Raw genomic sequence first — 20147 nt, forward strand, 5'->3', positions numbered from 1 at the left:
AAATCCAGAAACTTTAATTTTAGAGGGAAACGATTGCTGAGTGTCATGTGAAGATGTTACGACGTCAGTTTGCCTTTGATATGTAATATTTGTTTAAATACTTAATTTGATTTTTAGTAAATAATTAGTTTGTAACAAGATGTAAAAAGTAACGATGAAAAATGCAGGAAAGTTTTATGACTGCATCAGGAAGAGGAGCGTTTGCCATGACAAACAAATTACGTCAGTATTTTCCGGTGATCCGTTCACGGGAAGAAGTAATGAAGGATATTGAGAAGGACAAACAGTTGAAGGATATGTTTTATAGCTGGAGAGAAGAAAGAAGGAATTTCTTGAAGACTTGCAGATGAAAATAGTCTGCTGATCATGGATATGGTAGTGCAGCTGGAAGAATTTAAACACTTTCCAGATACATATATACATCGGTTTGAGCAGGAGTCAGATACTGGTCTGGAAATGAATCTGCTTCAAAAATATTTATTTGTTCCGCTTGACATTTTTCAGAAGATTCAGCACAATAAAAATGGAGAAATAAAGATTGCGAATCGTCTTGAAGCGTGGCTTGCTTTCCTATGTATGGACAGACCGGAAGAGATCATCGCAATCATTGAGAAGTATCCGGATTTTAAAGATCTGTACAGTCAGATCTATGATATGTGCCGGAATATAGAAGAGGTGATGGCTATGTTTTCAAAGGAATTACTGGAGATGGATCGTAATACAGTGCAGTTAATGATTGATGACATGCAGAAGGAATTAGATGAGACGAAGGATGAGCTGGTTGGAACGAAAGGAAAACTGGATGAAGCCCAAGGACAGCTGGATGAAACGAAAGGACAGCTGGATGAAACGAAAGGACGGCTGGATGAAACGAAAGGGCAGCTGGATGAAGCCAGAAATGAGGTGGAATTGCTTCGAAGAAAGCTGGCAGAATTAGAAGGCAACAGATAAATTTATGAGAAAAACAGAAAAGAAATGTATAGCAGTCATAGATGATGAAGTGCAGATGTTAAAGGTTATCGGAAGATATGTAACAGAGACGCTGAAACAAAAGAATATGACAGATAAGATTAATGTGCGGTTGTTTTGTATGGCAGAAGAATTTCTAGAATCTGTGAAAAAGGATGAAAAATATCTTGCCGTATTTTCTGATATCGAGATGGATACGATGAATGGAATTGAACTCGGAAAGTGGCTGAACAAGAAACATGCACAGGAAAAGGGGGAAGCAATTCCCCTCATTTTTATTACATCACATGAAGAGTTTGCGATTGAAAGTTACCGTTTGGATGCATATCAGTATATTCTGAAAGAAGAGATGAAAGTTCGGATACCAGAAGTTTTAAGAAATATATTGCAGCAGCGGAGAGAGGAAGAAGACTCATACCGCGTGCTTGAAACGATAGAAGGTATGCAGAAAATCCGATATGGAGATATTCTTTATATTCAGAAAGCAAAAGGAAAGAAATATGTAGAGTATTACACACAGGATAAGGTTTACAGAGAACAGATCAATATGAAAACGTTGTGGGAGGAATTACAGCACAGAGATTTTGTATATGCAGACCGTAGCTGCCTTGTCAATATAGAGAAAGTCATACAGATACACGGAATGGAACTTGAACTTTCCGGCGGTGTGAGAGTAAGAATTGCAAGAAGGCATCTGATGGAATTAAAAGAATGTGTCAGACAGTACTGGGAGAGGAAGAAAAGGTATCATGGGATATAGAAGCATTATTATTATACTTGCGGTTCTGGAGGCACTGATGTCTGCATATCTGATGAAACAGGGAATGCCGGCAACGGCAGGAAGAAAAGCAGACAGATTTATATATGCCGGAAGTGTGGGAACTGTGGTTTTACTTGTGGCAGGTAAAGAGTATCCGATTGGAATGTATCTGACAGTGTTCTTACTCACACTGTGCGGCTTTATCTGTGTTGCACTTGGCACAGAGGCGTACGCATTTGCATTTGGAGTACCTGCTGTTTGCTATGGTGGTTTAAGTTTTTTGGAAGTATTTATTGCATCATGGGCAGTTCTGATGCAGGGAACAAGCCAGAATCCATCCAAGATGTGGAAATTGGACATGCTGCCAAAAACAGTAAGCTGCCTGATCGCGGGTGTAATATTTCTTGGTTATGTCTGTTTTATTTGCAAAAAGAAAACCATAAAGAGAATCGCAGAGGAATATAAAGGACTGATTGTAACATTTGGAGCAGGTTTACATATTGTAATTCTGATCTATCAGTTGATGTTGATGGGTGAAGGAACCAAATGGTATTTTCAGAATATTGTGACTGCAAATGTAATAGCGCTCCTGCTGATCTGGCTGTTATGGCAGTTCAGTAAATTTATTTTCCGCTATGAAAGCCTGCAAAGAGAGAATCAGATGATTGAATTTCAAAATACGATGATGGAAAATAATTATGCAAATCTGAAAGAAGCACTGGAAGAGAACCGGAGAATCAATCATGATATGAAAAATCATCTGCTCTTATTAAAAGAATATGAGAAGAGGCAGGACTGGAAAGAACTTCGGAGTTATCTGGATAAGATTACACCGGAGTATGAATCTGTGAAGTTCTATCCATGGACGACTTGTCAGCCACTGGATCTTCTGCTGAATCTGAAGATGCATATGGCAGAAAAAAAGAAAATTGTATGGAAGATAACCGCCTGTTCACTTGAAAAATTCGTATTGGAAGAAAATGAAATCTGTATTTTATTTGGCAATCTGCTGGATAATGCGTTGGAAGCAAGTGAAAAAGTTGAAAAAGGAGAAAAATGGATAAAAACAGAAATACAGAATCCGGGAAATATGCTTTTTATAAACATTGCTAACAGTATGGAAAAACAGCCGGTGAGGGAAGGGAAAAGATGGATTTCCCAGAAAGAGAATCAAAAATTCCATGGCTACGGTCTTATAAGTGTAGAACGCATTGTTGAAAAATATGAAGGAACAATCAGATATCTGGTCACAAAGGACAGATTCGAAGTACAGGTTTCCTTTTTCATGTCCTGAAAAATACCGTTTATGGCGAGGGTATTGCCCACTTCTGTCAGTGTGCTTATTCTTAGAAAAGGATAAGTAACTGATGGAGGTGGTTTTTTGTTATATCAGATTATTTTAAAAAATTTCAAAAGCAGTTGGAAAAATTATTTTGTCTATTTTACAGGGAACATTATAGGAGTCGCAGAATTTTTTGTGTTTTTAGGCTTGTATTCTGTATCGAAAGTAATTATGAAGGATGCATCTGCAGATTTTGGAACGATACAGGATATTATGTTTGCATGTATTCTGGTCTGCATTTTCAGTGTGGCGATTATGACATATTCTATGCAGAAATTTATGCGGTTAAGACTCAGAGAGTATCAGTTGTTTTATGTACTTGGAATGAAGCGGCGTAAAATGTATGGAATGATTCTTTTTGAGTATTTTTCAGGCTGCCTGGGAACTTTATTTGCCGGAATGCTTGCAGGACGGCTTATGCTTGGAGGTGTTTTGAAAGCATGGCATTATTTTTTTTCGGAATATATACGTCGTGTTCCGATTACAGTCTCTGTCTATATGGATACATGTAAATTAAGCGTGGCAGTATTCCTTGCGGTAGCATTTTCCCTGCTTGTGTGGGCAGATAATCATGGACTGCAGGATCTGATGAATGATGGAAAGAAGAAAGAGAAAAAACCACAGAGCAGAAAGTGGCTGGTATTTACAGTAGCAGGAGTTTTGCTTATAGCGGCAGGATATTGGATCTATGCCAGATATTCATTGGATTATGGATATCTGTTTTCTCATTTATTTTTGAATTTTGGAACATTTTTTGTAGTTTTATTTGGTGGAGGGATCTTGCTAGAGATACTACATAAAAGAAGAAAATTTTATCTGAAACATCTTCTCGGATTAAATGGATTGTACAGCCGATATCAAAGTAATATGTTGTTTTTCTTAATGATATTTACCGTACAGTTTGCAGCGGTTGGTTATTGTGGTGTACAGATTGCAGAGATTCTTCCAATTTCAGGGCAGGAAAAATATTTTCCGTACGATGCAGTATGGATGGGAAAAGATACAGGAGAAAATCAAAACTTTGTAAATCAGTGTGTAAAGGAATACGAAGGAAGTGTAAAAAAATTTCCAATGATCCGGGTGAGTGGTTATAGTGTTGAATTGGTTGGAATTTCAGAGAAAACATATGAGCAGTTATCCGGAAAACAGGTTCATCTTAAGAATAAAGAGATTGTATATATTCAAAATGAATACAAAACCTACAATGGGAAAAAAGTAATCATGGGAGCGATGGATTATGGACGCAAAGGATACACATGGCTGATGCCTGGCAGCTTTGATAAGGAAAAAGATGAATATGTCAGTCCGGAGTCCAATCATCCGATTGCAAGTAAAGACTGGGATCATCTGTACAGAATGAAAAGAATCGAAGCAGGAAACTGGTTCGGAAAATACAGGATCGGTGTAGAGGCAGAGAATGTTGTAGTATTTTCTGAAAATTATTTTAATAAATGGCATGAGAAATTAAAAAAAGAAAAAGAAGAACCGGATCTGTTATATTTATTTTCATTTCCGAATCGTACAGAAAAACAGGGAACGAAAGAATTACAGAAATATGTAAATAAATATGGAAATCAGGACTATGGACTAACAGATGAAGTACAGAAAACACTTTATGTAACTGCAACGTTTGTAACAGAGCTGGAAAAAAGCTTGCTCTTTCAATTATCAAATAAAGCGTTCTTTTTTCTTGCATTGCTTGTAAGTGGAAATTTTGCGTTATTTGTAAAGACGGCATCTGAACTGCCGGATTACAGGAAACGTTATGAATTCCTGTCATGTATGGGGATTACTAAGAAAATGAAGAAAAGAACGCTTGCCTGGGAAGTAAAACTTCTTCCGGAAATTACGACGGCTGCTGTGTTATTGCTCTCTGCCGGTTATGTAGAGATGGAAAAAATACGGGAATCTTACCTTGGCGTTGTACATGGAAGAGAAGTCTGGATCTACTGGGGCTGTCTGTCAGCAGGATATATATTGCTTACAGAAGTCATGCTTGAACTATTAAAAAAATGGGTTGCAAAGAGAGTGGAGGAAGGAAATAGAAGATGAGCGTTATAAAAGTAGAAAATCTTATTAAGAATTACAGAAAATCGACATGGAAAGAAAGTGAAGAAGATGTAAAAGTGTTAAAAGGAATTTCGTTTCAGGCAGAGCAGGGTGAATTTGTCGGAATTATGGGAAAATCCGGTTGTGGAAAAACAACACTTTTAAAAAATCTGGGTATGATTGATAAGCCGACAAATGGAAAAATACAGTTTGCGGGAGAAGATACGGATTCGCTATATGGTGATAAACTGGCAGAAATAAGGAATCAGAAGATTGGATTTGTATTTCAGGACTTTTATTTGATGGACAGCCTGTCTGTGGAAGAAAATATTATGCTCCCAATGATTCTGAAGAAAAGTCCGGTGAAAGAGATGCAAAAAAAAGCAAACAATCTGGCAGAACAATTTGAAATTGGAAAACTGCTTCAGAAAAATCCATATGAATTATCCGGTGGAGAACGTCAGAGAGTGGCAATCTGCAGGGCACTGATCAACGATCCGGAACTGATACTGGCAGATGAGCCGACGGGAAATCTCGATTCCCATTCCGGACAACTTGTTATTGACACATTAAACCGGATTCATACGGAGTATAAAAAAACGATTATTATGGTGACACATGATCCGAAAATGGCAAGCTACTGTGACAGGATTCTCCTTTTGAAAGATGGAAAGATCCTGGAAGAAATGAAAAGAGTTAAAGAACAGGAAAGATTTTATTTCAGGATTCTCGGAAAGATGGCAGATTTATAGAAAAACATGATATAATAGAATGCATCCACAAAAGAAAGAGAGGGATGCATATGGAATACGAAGGTCAGATCTGCCGCGCACCGATGGAGCGTTCATCTTATATGCTGCCGGTGATGGTAGGATGTTCTTATAACCGGTGCAGGTTTTGCACATTATTCAAACATTTAAAATTCCGTAAACTTCCACTTGCCCAGGTAGAACATGATCTGATCCGTGTGAAAGAAGCCGGAGGAAAGCCCAAAGCCGTATTTTTAGGCGATGGCAATGCATTTGATCTCCCGACGGAAGAACTGGCAGAGATCCTTAAGCTTGTCAGAAAATATTTTCCGGAAGGGCCATCTGTACGCATGGATGCAACCGTTACAGGAATCCTTGCAAAGTCACCGGAAGAGTTGGAACAATTACATAGTTTTGGAGTGGAGCATCTGTATCTGGGCATTGAGAGTGGTCTGGAAGAGGTGCTTGCTTTTATGAAAAAAGATCATACGATTTCTCAGGCTGGAAAGGCAATTGCAAGAATACAGGACGCAGGTATTGCATTTGACGCACATATTATGACAGGAGTTGCCGGACATGGAAAAGGCATGGAAAATGCCAGGGCATTAGCGGCATTCTTAAATGAGACAAAGCCGGAAAGAGTGATTAATTTCTCTATGTTTTTACATACAGATGCACCGTTATATCAGGAGATTCGGAACGGCAATTTCAAACCCGCAACAGAATTGGAGAATCTGAAAGAAGAAAAGCTGTTGCTGGAAGAGTTGGAACCAATGGATCTTGCTTATGACGGGTTTCATGATTTTATTGAATTCCGTGTGCGCGGGAACTTAAAAAAAGACAAAGAAAAGATGATAAAAAAGGTTGCGGATGAGATTATCAGGCAGGAGAAAAAGGAAGAAGTAATCGCTTATATTTCGGAATCGTGGTCGTAGGAGCAGGTAAATAAAAGAGAAATAAAAAAGAAAACAAAAAAGATATTCGTATATGCTTGACAAAAGTGACGGGTATTGCTATTATATAAAAACAGAACGCACTCTGTTTTTTAAATATAACGAAAGAGAGGTGCAGTCATGCAGAGAGTTTTTTCATTATTAGTTGACAACAATCCAGGAGTTTTAAGTCGGATTTCAGGATTGTTCAGTAGAAGGGGATACAGTATTGACAGCATTACAGCAGGCGTTACCGCTGATCCAAGGTTTACAAGGATAACAATCGTATCAAGTGGTGATGAACTGATTTTATCCCAGATTGAAAAGCAGGTCAGAAAGCTGGAAGACATTATTGAGATTAAGGTTTTGGAGCCGTCAGATTCCGTTTACCGTGAACTGATTATGGTTAAGGTAAAGGCAAACAAGTCGGAGCGTTCAGAGATCATCTCAGTAGCCGATATTTTCCGTGCGAAGATCGTTGATGTGGAGAAGGATTCCCTGATGGTTGAGCTTACCGGTACACAGTCCAAGCTGGATGCTTTCTTAAATCTTCTGGGAGGGTATGATATTCTGGAACTTGCAAGAACCGGAATTACAGGTCTGAACCGTGGCATGAAAGATGTAACACTCATCGACCAGGACGGCAATGTAGAGACACTCACACAGGAGTGATACTTTATGGTATTAAACGAAAGATACTTTCGTTTAATGATATATTTATAACACAATAAAAATTTATTATATTATTTAGGAGGAATGTTAAAATGGCAGCAAGAATTTTTTATCAGGAAGATTGTAATTTATCTGTATTAGACGGACAGAAGATCGCTATCATCGGTTATGGTAGCCAGGGACATGCACATGCACTGAACTTAAAAGAGTCAGGATGTGATGTTATCGTAGGACTTTATGAAGGAAGTAAATCATGGGCAAAAGCTGAAGCTCAGGGATTCAAAGTATACACAGCAGCAGAAGCAGCAAAACAGGCTGATATCATCATGGTCCTGATCAACGATGAGTTACAGGCTGATATGTACAAAAAAGACATCGAGCCAAACCTTGAGGAAGGTAACATGTTAATGTTCGCTCATGGTTTCAACATTCACTTTGGATGTATCAAACCACCGAAGAATGTCGATGTAACAATGATCGCACCAAAAGCACCGGGACATACTGTAAGAAGTGAGTATCAGGCTGGTAAAGGAACTCCTTGTCTGATCGCTGTAGAGCAGGATGCTACAGGAAAAGCATGGGATCGTGCACTTGCTTATGGTCTTGCAATTGGTGGGGCAAGAGCTGGTCTTCTTGAGACTACATACAGAACAGAGACAGAGACAGACCTCTTTGGTGAGCAGGCAGTACTTTGCGGTGGTGTTTGTGCACTTATGCAGGCTGGTTTCGAGACACTTTGCGAAGCTGGATATGATCCGAGAAATGCTTATTTCGAGTGTATTCACGAGATGAAACTGATCGTAGACCTGATCTACCAGAGCGGTTTCGCAGGAATGAGATATTCTATCTCTAACACAGCTGAGTATGGTGATTACATTACAGGACCGAAGATCATCACAGAAGATACAAAGAAAGCTATGAAACAGATCCTGACAGACATCCAGGACGGAACATTTGCAAAAGAATTCTTAGTAGATATGTCACCAGCAGGACGTCAGGTACACTTCAAAGCAATGAGAAAACTTGCTTCCGAGCATCCATCAGAGAAAGTCGGAGAAGAGATCAGAAAACTGTACAGCTGGAACGGAGAAGACAAACTGATCAACAATTAATCAGTAAGTCGAAGCGTTTAAAATCTGACTGTAAAAGAAATGTCGGACGGTGTAAAGTTCATCTTTACGCCGTCCTTTTTTCGTGGTAATCTGGATATAGATTTAGAAAGGAGTGGTGAGCATCATGGATAGCAGATTAGAAGACTTAAGATCCACCAGAAATCCAAAAGCACGTATTAAAATTATGAAAGGACATTTTGCGACGAGTAACTCGCATCTGAACACATATATCGATATGTCAACAGTCAAGACTCGTCATAACAATGCAAAAGAGACAGCGAAGGAATTAGCCAATGCATATATGACGAATGCAACGATCGATACGATTGTATGTCTGGATGAGACAGAAGTGATCGGAACATTTATGGCAGAGCATCTTGCGGATTCGAGCCAGATGTCTCTGAGTGCGGGAAATAATATTTCTGTGATCACACCGGAGTACAATATGCAGGGACAGATCATGTTCCGTGATAACAAACTACGTATGATTAGGAATCAACAGGTATTGCTCCTTGCTGCATCTGTTACAACCGGAAAGACAATCATGCGTGCCATTGAGTCTGTTCTTTATTATGGTGGAACTGTATGTGGAGTATGTTCGATCTTCAGTGCTGTTACAAAAGTTGCTGGAATGGAGATTAAGACAATCTTCACAAGTGCAGACGTACCGGCATATCATGCTTATGATTCGCTGAATTGTCCAATGTGTCAGAAGGGCGAGAGGGTAGAAGCGCTCGTGAACAGCTTTGGATATTCTAAGTTAGAATAGAAGTTATATTCATTAAAAACAACCTCGGCGGAACTGTCGCTGACAGTTCCTGACGGAGAAAACAGCAACAAAAAAACAGCCACATGACGGTATGGCTGTTTTTTTAATATGTCATTCTATAATTAAGCAATTCCGTTAACAGCTTTTGTTAAACGGGAAATCTTTCTGGAGCATGTATTTTTGTGATAAACACCTTTGCTTCCAGCTTTGTTGATTTCAACAATGGCATCTTTTAAAGCAGCTTTAGCTGTTTCAGCATCTTTCTTTGCTACTGCAGTCTCAACTTTCTTTACATAAGTTTTAACTTTAGATTTGATTGCTTTATTTCTAGCAGCCTTTGTTTCGTTTACTAAAATTCTTTTCTTTGCAGATTTGATGTTAGCCAATCTGTCCACCTCCGATTAAATATTTCGATCTGTTGTCGATTTTCCAGTTCGTTAGATCCGGACACGGACGTTCTAACGAAACATACGAACTTATTTTATGTCACGAAAGCTTTTCTGTCAATACATATTTATCAATTATTTGTAAAAACTAGGAAATACAGGTGAAAAAATGTAGAAGAAAGGCGGAAACAAAAATGATGGATCGATACAATGTGCGGACGGATCTTGCGCTGGAGCAGAGAGAACGATTTGTCTCGGATCAGATTGAGATTCCTGGAGTTGCTGTGGAAGAAACCTATGATGACATGTGTGAAGTGCGTGTGACGACAGTACGGATTGAGACAGAAAACGGTGCTGCAGTGATGGGAAAACCAGTAGGAAATTATATCACGCTGGAAGCACCGAAAATGGCAGAAGCAGATGAGAGCTATCACAGAGAGATTTCAGGGAAATTAATGGAAGTACTTGAGAGGTGCCTGCCAGAGAAGGAAGATGGACAGAGTATTCTGATCATTGGACTGGGTAACCGGAATGTCACGCCAGACGCACTGGGACCGCTTGTTGTTGAGCATCTGGATATTACAAGACATCTGGTGAAAGAATATGGAAAATATGCACTTGACGGGGAGGCGGACCGGCTCGTAAGTGCAGTTGTACCGGGTGTCATGGGACAGACCGGGATGGAGACAGTAGAGATCGTGCGGGGAATTGTGGAAGAGACAGAACCGGATTTTGTAATTGCGATCGATGCGCTTGCTGCAAGAAGTGTGAGAAGGCTGAACCGGACAATCCAGATTGCAGATACCGGAATCGCGCCGGGCTCCGGCGTTGGAAATCACAGAAACGCGATCACAGAGGAGACGGTGGGGGTCCCGGTAATCGCCATTGGTGTCCCGACTGTTGTTGATGCCGCGACGATTGTAGGTGATTCAATCGAAGAATATGTTGCAAAATGCCGGGACGAAGGAATGAGAGAAAATAAAGAACATCTGATTCCGCCGTATCTGTATGGGATGTTTGTCACACCGAAAGATATCGATGAAACGATGGAGCGGACAAGCTATACAATCTCGGAAGCGTTAAATGCTCTTGCCGCCGGACAGGCACATATTTAAAAATTGCACATCATATAGTGTTAAGAAAAGATATGAGAAAAGAGAAGAGATGAAAAATTGGTGCAGAAGAACTTCCAGAAAGAGGCAGCGAAAAAGCATGGCAGTAATGGCTCTGATGGCAGTATGCCTGCTTGCCGCTGCATGGGCAGGAACTATGCTTGCCAGAAAAACAAAGTATCCATATCAAGGAAGAGAATATGTGAACCGGGAAATTTTAAAATGTGCCTGGAAGCTGCATATGCCGGAACTTATGTATATAGAAGAAACAGGAAAAGAATCCTTTGAAAAATGGCTTATCAATCAGATGGAGCTATTATTTCCAATCGGATATATGGCAAATGGGGAAGAAGAAAAGACGCTGGCGGTTGAGGATGAAGATACTTACCGTCTGATTTTAAAGAAACAGGCAGAAGATGAAAATGAAGTGCTGGAGGACGGAACTGTAAAAAGCAACAAAGAGAAAACAGAAAAAACACAGACTGCAAAGATATCCGAAAAGAAGCTGAAAAATTATGCATATCTGCGCAGCCATTTTTATACCGTAGATCAGACAACAAAGACGGATGCAAAGGAGCTGGATGCCGGAAAACTTCTGAAAAAGAATATGAAGATCAGAAAAGACGGAAGCAAACCGAAGATTCTAATTTATCATACCCATTCCCAGGAGGCATTTAAAGATTCCAAAGCGGGAGATAAAAAAACATCGATTGTCGGTATGGGAGATATTCTGACGAAAGAGTTAAATGATACTTATCGGATCCCGGCAATGCACCACGAAGGAGTGTATGATCTGATTGGCGGGAAAATGGATCGTAGCCGTGCATACCAGCTTGCAGAAGTAAAGGTGAGGAAAATCTTGAAAAAATATCCGTCGATTGAAGTTGTGATCGATCTGCACAGAGACGGTGTCGGAAACAACACACATCTGGTGACATCCATAGATGGAAAGAAAACCGGACAGATCATGTTCTTTAATGGACTAAGCCGGACGAAGAAGAATGGAGATATTGCTTATCTTAAGAATCCATACATACAGGATAATCTTGCATTTTCCATGCAGATGCAGCTTGCTGCCGCAAAAAAATACCCTGGTTTCGCAAGAAGGATTTATCTGAAAAGTTATCGCTATAATATGCATCTGATGCCCAAATATCTGCTGATCGAGGCAGGTGCACAGACGAATACGGTAAAAGAAATGCAAAGATCGATGAAAGTCCTCGCAGACCTTTTAGATGCGGTGGTGGATCCATAAAAGTATTTACTTCGTGCCGGATTTTATGCTAATATATACAAAGTATGGAAAAGTATAGAAAAAACGGAAACATGTGGAAAAAAGAGAGAGGATATAGAAGGAATGGCGAAGAAAAACACATATGATGCGGAGAGTATTTCAGTATTAGAAGGTCTGGAAGCGGTAAGAAAAAGACCGGGAATGTATATCGGAAGCGTATCTACAAAAGGTCTGAACCATCTGATCTATGAGATTGTAGATAATGCGGTAGATGAACATCTGGCAGGATACTGCAGCGAGATCCATGTCACACTGGAAAAAGACGGTTCTGCCACGATTGCAGATAATGGACGTGGTGTGCCGGTCGATATGCATGCCAAAGGTGTGCCGGCAGAGCGTCTTGTCTATACAACGCTTCATGCCGGTGGTAAGTTCGATGACTCGGCATATAAGACAAGCGGAGGTCTGCACGGTGTAGGTTCTTCTGTTGTAAATGCACTGTCCGTATATATGGATGTGGAGATCAGCCGTGACGGCTATATCCACCATGACAGATATGAAAAGGGAAATCCGGTCGTAGAGCTGGTAGATGGTCTTCTTCCAAAACTTGGAAAAACAAGAAAAACCGGAACAAAAGTAAATTTCCTGCCGGATGGAACGATTTTTGAGAAAACAAGATTCAAGGCTGAAGATGTAAAAAGCCGTATGCATGAAACGGCATATCTGAATCCAGAGCTGACGATCGTTTTTGAAGACTTAAGAGACGGAAAAAAAGAGAAGATCACCTACCACGAACCGGAAGGAATCATCGGATTTATCCAGGATTTGAATGGAAAGAAAGAGAAGATCCATGAGCCGGTTTATTTTAAAGGAACTGCGGACGGAATTGAAGTGGAAGTGGCATTCCAGTATGTCAATGAGTTCCATGAAAATATTCTTGGCTTCTGTAATAATATTTACAACAGTGAAGGCGGAATGCATCTGACCGGATTTAAAACGACATTTACGACCGTGATCAACCAATATGCAAGAGAACTTGGAATTCTGAAAGATAAAGATGCGAACTTTACCGGAGCAGATATCCGAAATGGAATGACTGCGATCGTATCCATCAAACATCCGGATCCCCGCTTTGAAGGACAGACGAAGACAAAACTGGATAACCCGGATGCGGCAAAAGCGACAAGTAAGGTGACCGGCGATGAAATCGTGCGTTATTTTGATCGTAATCTGGAAACGCTTAAGAAAGTGATCGGCTGTGCAGAGAAAGCGGCAAAAATCCGCAAGACAGAAGAAAAAGCGAAGACCAATCTTCTGACAAAGCAGAAATATTCCTTTGACAGCAACGGAAAGCTTGCAAACTGTGAAAGCCGTGATGCATCAAAATGTGAGATTTTTATTGTCGAGGGAGATTCCGCCGGAGGATCTGCAAAAACAGCGCGTGACCGTATGTATCAGGCAATCCTGCCGATCCGTGGTAAGATCTTGAATGTAGAAAAAGCAACGATCGACAAGGTGCTTGCAAATGCGGAGATCAAGACGATGATCAATGCATTCGGCTGTGGCTTTTCGGAAGGTTATGGAAATGATTTTGATATCAGCAAACTCCGTTATGATAAGATCATTATCATGGCAGATGCGGACGTGGATGGTGCACACATTTCGACACTGCTTCTTACATTGTTCTATCGTTTTATGAAAGAGCTGATCGATGAAGGACATGTCTACATTGCGATGCCGCCACTTTATAAAGCGATGCCGAAAAAAGGCGAAGAAGAATATCTATACGATGACAAAGCGCTGGAGTGTTACCGAAAGACACACGAAGGTCCGTTTACATTGCAGCGGTACAAAGGTCTGGGCGAGATGGATGCAGAGCAGCTCTGGGAGACAACACTGAATCCGGAAACCCGTATTTTAAAAAGAGTTGAGATTGAAGATGCGAGAATGGCTTCTGCAGTGACAGAGATGTTGATGGGAACGGAAGTACCGCCGCGAAGAGAATTTATTTATGAAAATGCTGCAGAGGCAGAACTGGACGTATAAAGGAGAAGAAAGATGCAGGATTCACAGATCATAAGAACCGAGTATTCGGAAGTGATGAAAAAATCATATATTGACTATGCGATGAGTGTTATTGTTGCCAGAGCGCTGCCGGATGCACGTGACGGATTAAAGCCGGTACAGAGACGTACGCTTTACGATATGCACGAACTGGGTATCCGCTATGACAAGCCATACCGGAAATGCGCCCGTATCGTTGGGGATACGATGGGTAAATATCATCCGCACGGTGACAGCTCGATTTATGATGCACTTGTCGTGATGGCACAGGATTTTAAAAAAGGAATGATACTTGTAGACGGACATGGAAATTTTGGCTCCATCGAAGGAGACGGAGCGGCCGCCATGCGTTATACAGAAGCAAGGCTTGCGAAGATTACGCAGGAAGTGTATCTGGCTGACCTGGATAAAGATGTCATTGATTTCGTGCCGAATTTTGATGAGACAGAGAAAGAGCCGGAAGTTCTGCCGGTCCGTATCCCGAACCTTCTTGTAAACGGTGCGGAAGGTATCGCGGTCGGGATGGCAACCAGTATCCCAACACACAATCTTGCCGAGGTTGTAGATGCTGTCAAAGCATATATGAAAAATGATGATATCAGTACGAGACAGCTGATGAAATATATCAAAGGACCGGATTTTCCGACAGGAGGAATCGTTGTAAATAAAGACGATCTTGTGAGTATTTATGAAAGTGGAACCGGCAAGATCAAACTTCGTGGAAAAGTGGATGTCGAAGAGATGAAGGGTGGCAAGAAACGTCTTGTCATTTCCGAGATTCCATATACGATGATCGGAGCCGGAATTGGAAAATTCTTAAACGATGTCTGCAATCTTGTAGAGACAAAGAAGACAAGTGATATTGTAGATATTTCCAATCAGTCATCTAAGGAAGGAATCCGGATTGTTATTGAACTGAAAAAAGGTGCAGATGTAACCAATCTGACAAACATGTTATATAAGAAAACACGTCTGGAAGATACCTTTGGCGTAAATATGCTTGCTGTTGCAAATGGGCGTCCGGAGACGATGGGACTCAAAAGGATCATTGAGCATCATGTAGATTTTCAGTTTGAGCTGACAACGAGAAAATATAAAAATCTGCTTGCGAAAGAGCAGGATAAAAAAGAGATCCAGGAGGGTCTTATCAAGGCATGTGACGTCATTGACCTGATCATTGAGATCCTGCGTGGGAGCCAGTCTGTAAAAGACGCCAGAGCATGTCTGACAAAAGGAATTACGGAAAATATTAAGTTTAAATCTAATATTTCCAGAAAAATGGCGGCAATGCTCCGTTTTACAGAACGTCAGGCAAATGCCATTCTGGAGATGCGGCTCTATAAGCTGATTGGTCTGGAAATCGCAGCGCTTATGAAAGAGCATGAGACGACACTTGCAAATATTGCAAAATACGAAGATATTCTAAATAATTATGATTCCATGGCAGCAGTGATCATGGAAGATTTAGATCAGATTAAGAAAGAATTCGGCAGAAAGAGACGGACTGTTATTGAAAATGCAGAAGAGGCTGTCTTTGAAGAGAATAAGATCGAAGAACAGGAAGTTGTCTTCCTGATGGATCGTTTCGGTTATGCCAGAACGGTAGATGCCGCAACATATGAGAGAAATAAAGAAGCGGCGGACAGTGAGAATAAATATGTCCTGCATGCGATGAATACCGGAAAACTGTGTGTATTTACAGCAGGAGGTAAGATGCATCAGATTAAAGTGTTAGATCTGCCGCACGGAAAATTCCGTGACAAAGGTCTGCCAATCGACAATGTAAGTAATTATGATAGCACCGCAGAGGAAATTGTCTATATCTGTGATGCAGAACAAACCCGTTATGCAAAATTATTATTTGCAACGAAACAGGGCATGATCAAAAAGGTAGACGGACAGGAATTCCAGGTGGCAAAGCGTACGATCGCAGCTACGAAATTACAGGCAGATGATGCAGTAGTAAGCATTCAGGTGATCACCGATAACCAGCAGGTCGTCTTACAGACAAAAGATGGATATTTTCTGCGTTTTGCGGCAGATGAAGTTTCGGAGAAGAAGAAAGGCGCAATTGGTGTGCGTGGAATCAAACTCCGGAAAGAAGACGAGCTGGAACATGTTTATCTGTTTGAAGAAGGAACCGAGACAAAGGTCATGTACAAAGAAAAAGAAGTGACATTAAATCGACTGAAAATGGCAAAACGTGACGGAACAGGAACAAAGACAAGGGCATAAATAAGGGGATGGACAAATGATACAGGAAATTGCACCACATCAGTATGATAATACATACAGACCACAGAAACCGGAAGCAGAGGATTATGTGCTTTACTATGATGGAAGAGCAGTGCTTGTGACAGAAGGAGAGATTGCATTTCCGAAAGTCGCAGAGATCTGCAAAGCGTCAGAGACTGCCGGGGAGAAACTTATTTATCTGTTCACGATTGATGAAAAAGTGTACTATCTTCTGAATCATAAGACGACAGATAAGATGGAAGTTGTAGATGATGTGAATACATCTGTGAGTGTGGAACGCCTGCAAGTAGCCGGATATGTGTGGAAGGCTGTAGAATATTTCCGCAGTGCAAAGCCAAAATATCAGGCGTTTGCAGCGATTACCGGATGGCAGTTACAGCGCTGGTATGATACGAGACGTTTCTGCGGTTATTGCGGAACGCGTATGAAAGCAGATGGAAAAGAGAGAATGCTAAAATGTCCGAAGTGCGGATTGATGGAATTTCCCAAAATCTGCCCGGCTGTGATCATCGGTGTGACTCATGGAGACAGAATCCTGATGTCCAAATACACAGGCAGAAGTTATAAAAATTATGCACTGCTTGCAGGATTTAACGAAATCGGAGAATCGATAGAGGAAACCGTATCAAGAGAAGTCATGGAAGAAGTAGGCCTGAAGGTTAAAAATATTCGTTATTACAAAAGTCAGCCATGGTCTTTCTCCGATACACTGCTGATGGGATTCTTCTGTGATCTGGATGGAGAGGAAGAAATTAATCTCGACAGAGAAGAACTGGCAATGGCAGAATGGTTTGACCGGGAGAAGATGCCGGTAGAGCGTGAAGATTTAAGCCTTACAAATGACATGATGATGGCATTTAAAGAAGGAAGAGTATAGCAGAATGAAAAAACGAATTGCAGGAATACTTATTATTGCTCTGGCTGTGATGTTATTATCACCGGCGGGACAAATTCCAATTAGATTCGAACAGCGCCTGGGAGAATCTGGAAGAGCATGAAGATTTTATACATTTGTAAGAAGAGATTTCAGAAATTGCACAAAATGCAGTAGATGCATTCAGTTATGATCATCCTGAAGTTTTCTGGATTTATAATGTGAAGTACAGTTATCGGATTTCCGGACAATCAACGGAGACAGGATGCTTGGTGAAAATTGCGGGTATTACGTTGAAGCCACAGGAAGTTATTATGAAACCTATTATAAAAATATGAAAATTACTGTGAAAGAAAAAGGGAAAAAGAAAATAAAAACAGTAAAGTTGAGACAGAAAAAACATATGCGTGCAAATTATGTATATAAAATAGGCAAAATATAAATAATTCCTTGATTTTAAAAGGAAACAGTGTTATACTGACATATAGTAACATAAGCAACCCGATGACAGAAGAGTGGACGAAAGTTCACTCTTCTTTGTTGCTGCAGTATCTTACTTTAAATCAGAGAAAGGAAGTTTAGCGTTGTCAAAAAGAGAAATTTACGAACAGAAGACAGAAGAATATCTGACACCGATCGTAGAAGAATATGGATTTGAACTGGTCGATGTAGAATACGTGAAAGAAGGAAGCAACTGGTATTTACGTGCTTACATTGACAAACCGGGCGGAATCAGTGTAGATGACTGTGAGAAAGTAAGCCGCAGACTGTCAGACATTCTGGATGAGAAAGATTATATTGAAGACAGCTATATTATGGAGATCAGCTCTCCGGGACTGGGAAGACCGCTTAAGAAAGAGAAGGATTACAAACGTAATCTGGATAAGGAAGTTGAGATCCGTACTTACCGTATGATAGATAAGCGCAAAGAATTTACCGGAATCCTGAAAGCATACGATGCAGACACGGTAACAATTGAGCTTGATGATGAAACATTGAAAACATTTGAAAAAGGCGAGATAGCGCTGATTCGCCAGGCGTTCGATTTTTAGTTTAGGAGGAGGATAATCATGAACACAGAATTATTAGAAGCGTTGAATATTTTAGAGAAAGAAAAGGATATCAGCAAAGAGAGTCTGTTAGATGCAATCGAAAATTCGCTGCTGAATGCCTGCAAGAGTCATTTTGGCAAGGCTGATAACATTAAAGTGATCATGGATCGTGAATCCTGTGATTACCAGCTCTATGCTGAGAAAGAAGTTGTGGAAGATGTAGAAGATACGTTGGAACAGATCAGTCTGGAAGATGCAAGAAAGATGGATGGTAAATATGACATTGGAGATATCGTACATGTACCGATCGAATCCAAATCATTTGGAAGAATTGCAACACAGAATGCCAAGAACCTGATTCTTCAGAAAATTCGTGAAGAAGAGAGGAAAGTTGTATATGATCAGTACTTTGAGAAAGAAAAAGATATCGTAACAGGTATCGTACAGCGTTATGTTGGCAAGAATGTGAGTATTAATCTTGGTAAAGCAGATGCGATGCTGACAGAGAACGAACAGGTAAAAGGAGAAGTTTTCAAACCGACAGAGAGAATCAAATTATATATCGTAGAAGTTAAGAATACAACGAAGGGACCGAAGATCCTTGTATCCCGTACACATCCGGAACTTGTAAAACGTCTCTTTGAATCAGAAGTAACAGAAGTAAAAGATGGTATCGTAGAGATCAAGAGTATTGCAAGAGAAGCCGGAAGCAGAACAAAGATTGCTGTATGGTCCAATGATCCGGATGTTGATCCGGTAGGAGCCTGTGTCGGAATGAACGGTGCAAGAGTTAATGCAATCGTAAATGAACTCCGCGGTGAGAAAATCGATATTATCAACTGGAGTGACAACCCGGCAATCCTGATCGAGAATGCTTTAAGCCCGGCGAAAGTTATTTCCGTAATGGCAGATCCGGATGAGAAGGTCGCAAGCGTGATCGTGCCGGATTACCAGCTCTCACTTGCAATCGGTAAAGAAGGACAGAATGCAAGGCTGGCGGCAAGGCTGACCGGTTATAAAATTGATATTAAGAGTGAAACACAGGCAATTGAATCAGGAGAACTTCCGGAAAACTATATGGAACTGAGCGAAGGTGTCTTTGAAGAAGAAGTGGAAGACGGATACGAAGAAGAAGAGACCGCAGATGTAGATATGGATCTGGATCTTGTAGAAGAAACTGAGAAACCGGAAGAAATCAGTGAAACAGAAGAATAGGTGATTGTTTGAGCGCGAATAAAAAAATACCTATGCGTCAGTGCGTAGGATGCCGGGAAATGAAGAATAAAAAAGAGATGATCCGGGTGATCCGTACTTCTGAACAGGAATTTGTTCTGGATGCAACCGGCAAGAAGAATGGCAGAGGAGCGTATATTTGTCCGAACAGAGAGTGCCTGTCACAGGCAATTAAGAGCAAAGGACTGGAGCGTTCTTTTAAGCAGGCAATTCCGAAAGAAGTGTATGAGTCGCTGGAAAAGGAGATGGAGCATCTTGAGTCACAGTAAAGCATTGTCAATGATCGGGCTTGCTACAAAAGCCGGAAAAGTTGCCAGTGGTGAGTTCAGTACAGAAAAGGAAGTAAAATCCGCAAGAGCATATCTTGTGATCGTAGCAGGAGATGCGTCTGAGAATACAAAGAAGAAATTCCGCAATATGTGTGAATTTTATCAGGTACCGATTTATTTTTACAAAGATAAAGATACCTTAGGGCATGCAATGGGAAAAGAATTTCGTGCATCCCTTGCAATTCTGGATGAAGGTCTTGCAAAGGGAATTCGCAGACATCTGGAAACGGAAGAAGAATAATTGCATAAAGGA

21 protein-coding genes are annotated in these 20147 nt (G+C 40.7%); 20 read left to right on the forward strand and 1 reads right to left on the reverse strand.

Going from position 1 to position 20147, the window contains the following annotated elements; translation table 11 throughout:
• Positions 1-206: 206 nt before the first annotated feature.
• The 10 genes from DWY31_RS14080 to DWY31_RS00480 all read left to right on the forward strand — a co-directional run bounded on the left by DWY31_RS14080 (position 207) and on the right by DWY31_RS00480 (position 9354).
• Entirely contained in the window at positions 207-350 is a 144-nt protein-coding gene (locus tag DWY31_RS14080; RefSeq protein ID WP_243060336.1) for a hypothetical protein, read from the forward strand.
• Positions 351-366: 16 nt separating this feature from the next.
• Entirely contained in the window at positions 367-951 is a 585-nt protein-coding gene (locus DWY31_RS00440; RefSeq protein ID WP_242992895.1) for a coiled-coil domain-containing protein, read from the forward strand.
• A 4-nt stretch (positions 952-955) separates the two neighbouring features.
• A complete protein-coding gene (locus DWY31_RS00445) occupies positions 956-1729 on the forward strand; it encodes a LytR/AlgR family response regulator transcription factor (RefSeq protein WP_118519251.1) in 774 nt (257 codons plus the stop codon).
• Positions 1719-3023 carry a sensor histidine kinase gene (locus DWY31_RS00450; RefSeq protein WP_118519252.1) on the forward strand — a complete coding sequence of 435 codons (1305 nt, stop codon included), beginning with the start codon at positions 1719-1721 and terminating at the stop codon, positions 3021-3023. Before DWY31_RS00445 ends, DWY31_RS00450 begins: the two co-directional genes overlap by 11 nt.
• Positions 3024-3110: 87 nt before the next feature.
• Complete coding sequence (locus DWY31_RS00455; protein WP_118519253.1) at positions 3111-5123, forward strand: ABC transporter permease; 2013 nt, start codon at positions 3111-3113, stop codon at positions 5121-5123.
• Positions 5120-5872 (forward strand): ABC transporter ATP-binding protein, encoded by a 753-nt coding sequence (locus DWY31_RS00460; RefSeq protein ID WP_118519254.1) that lies wholly within the window; start codon positions 5120-5122, stop codon positions 5870-5872. Before DWY31_RS00455 ends, DWY31_RS00460 begins: the two co-directional genes overlap by 4 nt.
• Before the next feature lie 50 nt (positions 5873-5922).
• The gene (locus tag DWY31_RS00465) at positions 5923-6804 is read left to right on the forward strand and encodes a radical SAM protein (protein ID WP_118519255.1); all 882 of its coding nucleotides are present in this window, start codon (positions 5923-5925) and stop codon (positions 6802-6804) included.
• A gap of 138 nt (positions 6805-6942) precedes the next feature.
• Positions 6943-7473, forward strand: coding sequence for an acetolactate synthase small subunit (gene ilvN, locus DWY31_RS00470; protein WP_021860644.1), 531 nt, complete (start codon positions 6943-6945; stop codon positions 7471-7473).
• Positions 7474-7565: 92 nt separating this feature from the next.
• Positions 7566-8585 carry a ketol-acid reductoisomerase gene (gene ilvC / locus DWY31_RS00475; protein ID WP_118519256.1) on the forward strand — a complete coding sequence of 340 codons (1020 nt, stop codon included), beginning with the start codon at positions 7566-7568 and terminating at the stop codon, positions 8583-8585.
• 124 nt (positions 8586-8709) lie between these two features.
• Complete coding sequence (locus DWY31_RS00480) at positions 8710-9354, forward strand: orotate phosphoribosyltransferase (RefSeq protein ID WP_118519257.1); 645 nt, start codon at positions 8710-8712, stop codon at positions 9352-9354.
• A gap of 122 nt (positions 9355-9476) precedes the next feature.
• On the opposite strand, the gene rpsT is transcribed toward DWY31_RS00480, so the two are convergent.
• Complete coding sequence (rpsT, locus tag DWY31_RS00485; protein WP_021860010.1) at positions 9477-9740, reverse strand: 30S ribosomal protein S20; 264 nt, start codon at positions 9738-9740, stop codon at positions 9477-9479.
• Between the two features lie 194 nt (positions 9741-9934).
• Between rpsT and gpr the strand changes: the two genes are divergently transcribed.
• The 10 genes from gpr (at position 9935) to DWY31_RS00530 (ending at position 20135) form a co-directional block, all read left to right on the forward strand.
• Complete coding sequence (gpr, locus tag DWY31_RS00490; protein WP_118519258.1) at positions 9935-10855, forward strand: GPR endopeptidase; 921 nt, start codon at positions 9935-9937, stop codon at positions 10853-10855.
• Between the two features lie 97 nt (positions 10856-10952).
• Positions 10953-12107 (forward strand): stage II sporulation protein P, encoded by a 1155-nt coding sequence (gene spoIIP, locus DWY31_RS00495; protein ID WP_243060338.1) that lies wholly within the window; start codon positions 10953-10955, stop codon positions 12105-12107.
• A gap of 102 nt (positions 12108-12209) precedes the next feature.
• Positions 12210-14132, forward strand: a complete 1923-nt coding sequence (locus tag DWY31_RS00500) for a DNA gyrase/topoisomerase IV subunit B (protein ID WP_021860007.1) — start codon at positions 12210-12212, stop codon at positions 14130-14132.
• 12 nt (positions 14133-14144) lie between these two features.
• Positions 14145-16385: a DNA gyrase/topoisomerase IV subunit A gene (locus tag DWY31_RS00505; protein WP_021860006.1), complete on the forward strand. Its 2241-nt coding sequence runs from the start codon at positions 14145-14147 to the stop codon at positions 16383-16385.
• Between the two features lie 16 nt (positions 16386-16401).
• Complete coding sequence (gene nudC / locus DWY31_RS00510; protein WP_021860005.1) at positions 16402-17283, forward strand: NAD(+) diphosphatase; 882 nt, start codon at positions 16402-16404, stop codon at positions 17281-17283.
• 262 nt (positions 17284-17545) lie between these two features.
• The gene (locus DWY31_RS13850) at positions 17546-17722 is read left to right on the forward strand and encodes a hypothetical protein (protein ID WP_158575473.1); all 177 of its coding nucleotides are present in this window, start codon (positions 17546-17548) and stop codon (positions 17720-17722) included.
• A 142-nt stretch (positions 17723-17864) separates the two neighbouring features.
• The gene (rimP, locus tag DWY31_RS00515) at positions 17865-18332 is read left to right on the forward strand and encodes a ribosome maturation factor RimP (RefSeq protein WP_118519259.1); all 468 of its coding nucleotides are present in this window, start codon (positions 17865-17867) and stop codon (positions 18330-18332) included.
• An 18-nt stretch (positions 18333-18350) separates the two neighbouring features.
• Entirely contained in the window at positions 18351-19547 is a 1197-nt protein-coding gene (gene nusA / locus DWY31_RS00520; protein WP_118519260.1) for a transcription termination factor NusA, read from the forward strand.
• Between the two features lie 32 nt (positions 19548-19579).
• On the forward strand, positions 19580-19834 hold the full coding sequence (rnpM, locus tag DWY31_RS00525) for an RNase P modulator RnpM (protein WP_117537298.1): 255 nt from the start codon (positions 19580-19582) through the stop codon (positions 19832-19834).
• A gap of 10 nt (positions 19835-19844) precedes the next feature.
• Positions 19845-20135, forward strand: a complete 291-nt coding sequence (locus DWY31_RS00530; RefSeq protein WP_186855643.1) for a L7Ae/L30e/S12e/Gadd45 family ribosomal protein — start codon at positions 19845-19847, stop codon at positions 20133-20135.
• Positions 20136-20147 lie beyond the last annotated feature (12 nt).

It is taken from the genome of Dorea sp. AF24-7LB, from assembly GCF_003478575.1.
Taxonomy (GTDB): domain Bacteria; phylum Bacillota; class Clostridia; order Lachnospirales; family Lachnospiraceae; genus Dorea_D; species Dorea_D hominis.

Excerpts from the sequence above, each read along its gene's own strand:
- rnpM (WP_117537298.1), top strand. The coding sequence starts at position 19,580 with ATGCGTCAGTGCGTAGGATGCCGGGAAATGAAGAATAAAAAAGAGATG.
- nusA (WP_118519260.1), top strand. The coding sequence starts at position 18,351 with ATGAACACAGAATTATTAGAAGCGTTGAATATTTTAGAGAAAGAAAAG.
- DWY31_RS00450 (WP_118519252.1), top strand. The coding sequence starts at position 1,719 with ATGGGATATAGAAGCATTATTATTATACTTGCGGTTCTGGAGGCACTG.
- DWY31_RS00465 (WP_118519255.1), top strand. The coding sequence starts at position 5,923 with ATGGAATACGAAGGTCAGATCTGCCGCGCACCGATGGAGCGTTCATCT.
- nudC (WP_021860005.1), top strand. The coding sequence starts at position 16,402 with ATGATACAGGAAATTGCACCACATCAGTATGATAATACATACAGACCA.
- DWY31_RS14080 (WP_243060336.1), top strand. The coding sequence starts at position 207 with ATGACAAACAAATTACGTCAGTATTTTCCGGTGATCCGTTCACGGGAA.
- spoIIP (WP_243060338.1), top strand. The coding sequence starts at position 10,953 with ATGGCAGTAATGGCTCTGATGGCAGTATGCCTGCTTGCCGCTGCATGG.
- DWY31_RS13850 (WP_158575473.1), top strand. The coding sequence starts at position 17,546 with ATGCTTGGTGAAAATTGCGGGTATTACGTTGAAGCCACAGGAAGTTAT.
- ilvC (WP_118519256.1), top strand. The coding sequence starts at position 7,566 with ATGGCAGCAAGAATTTTTTATCAGGAAGATTGTAATTTATCTGTATTA.
- ilvN (WP_021860644.1), top strand. The coding sequence starts at position 6,943 with ATGCAGAGAGTTTTTTCATTATTAGTTGACAACAATCCAGGAGTTTTA.
- DWY31_RS00460 (WP_118519254.1), top strand. The coding sequence starts at position 5,120 with ATGAGCGTTATAAAAGTAGAAAATCTTATTAAGAATTACAGAAAATCG.
- DWY31_RS00500 (WP_021860007.1), top strand. The coding sequence starts at position 12,210 with ATGGCGAAGAAAAACACATATGATGCGGAGAGTATTTCAGTATTAGAA.
- DWY31_RS00445 (WP_118519251.1), top strand. The coding sequence starts at position 956 with ATGAGAAAAACAGAAAAGAAATGTATAGCAGTCATAGATGATGAAGTG.
- DWY31_RS00530 (WP_186855643.1), top strand. The coding sequence starts at position 19,845 with ATGATCGGGCTTGCTACAAAAGCCGGAAAAGTTGCCAGTGGTGAGTTC.
- DWY31_RS00480 (WP_118519257.1), top strand. The coding sequence starts at position 8,710 with ATGGATAGCAGATTAGAAGACTTAAGATCCACCAGAAATCCAAAAGCA.
- DWY31_RS00505 (WP_021860006.1), top strand. The coding sequence starts at position 14,145 with ATGCAGGATTCACAGATCATAAGAACCGAGTATTCGGAAGTGATGAAA.
- gpr (WP_118519258.1), top strand. The coding sequence starts at position 9,935 with ATGATGGATCGATACAATGTGCGGACGGATCTTGCGCTGGAGCAGAGA.
- DWY31_RS00440 (WP_242992895.1), top strand. The coding sequence starts at position 367 with ATGGATATGGTAGTGCAGCTGGAAGAATTTAAACACTTTCCAGATACA.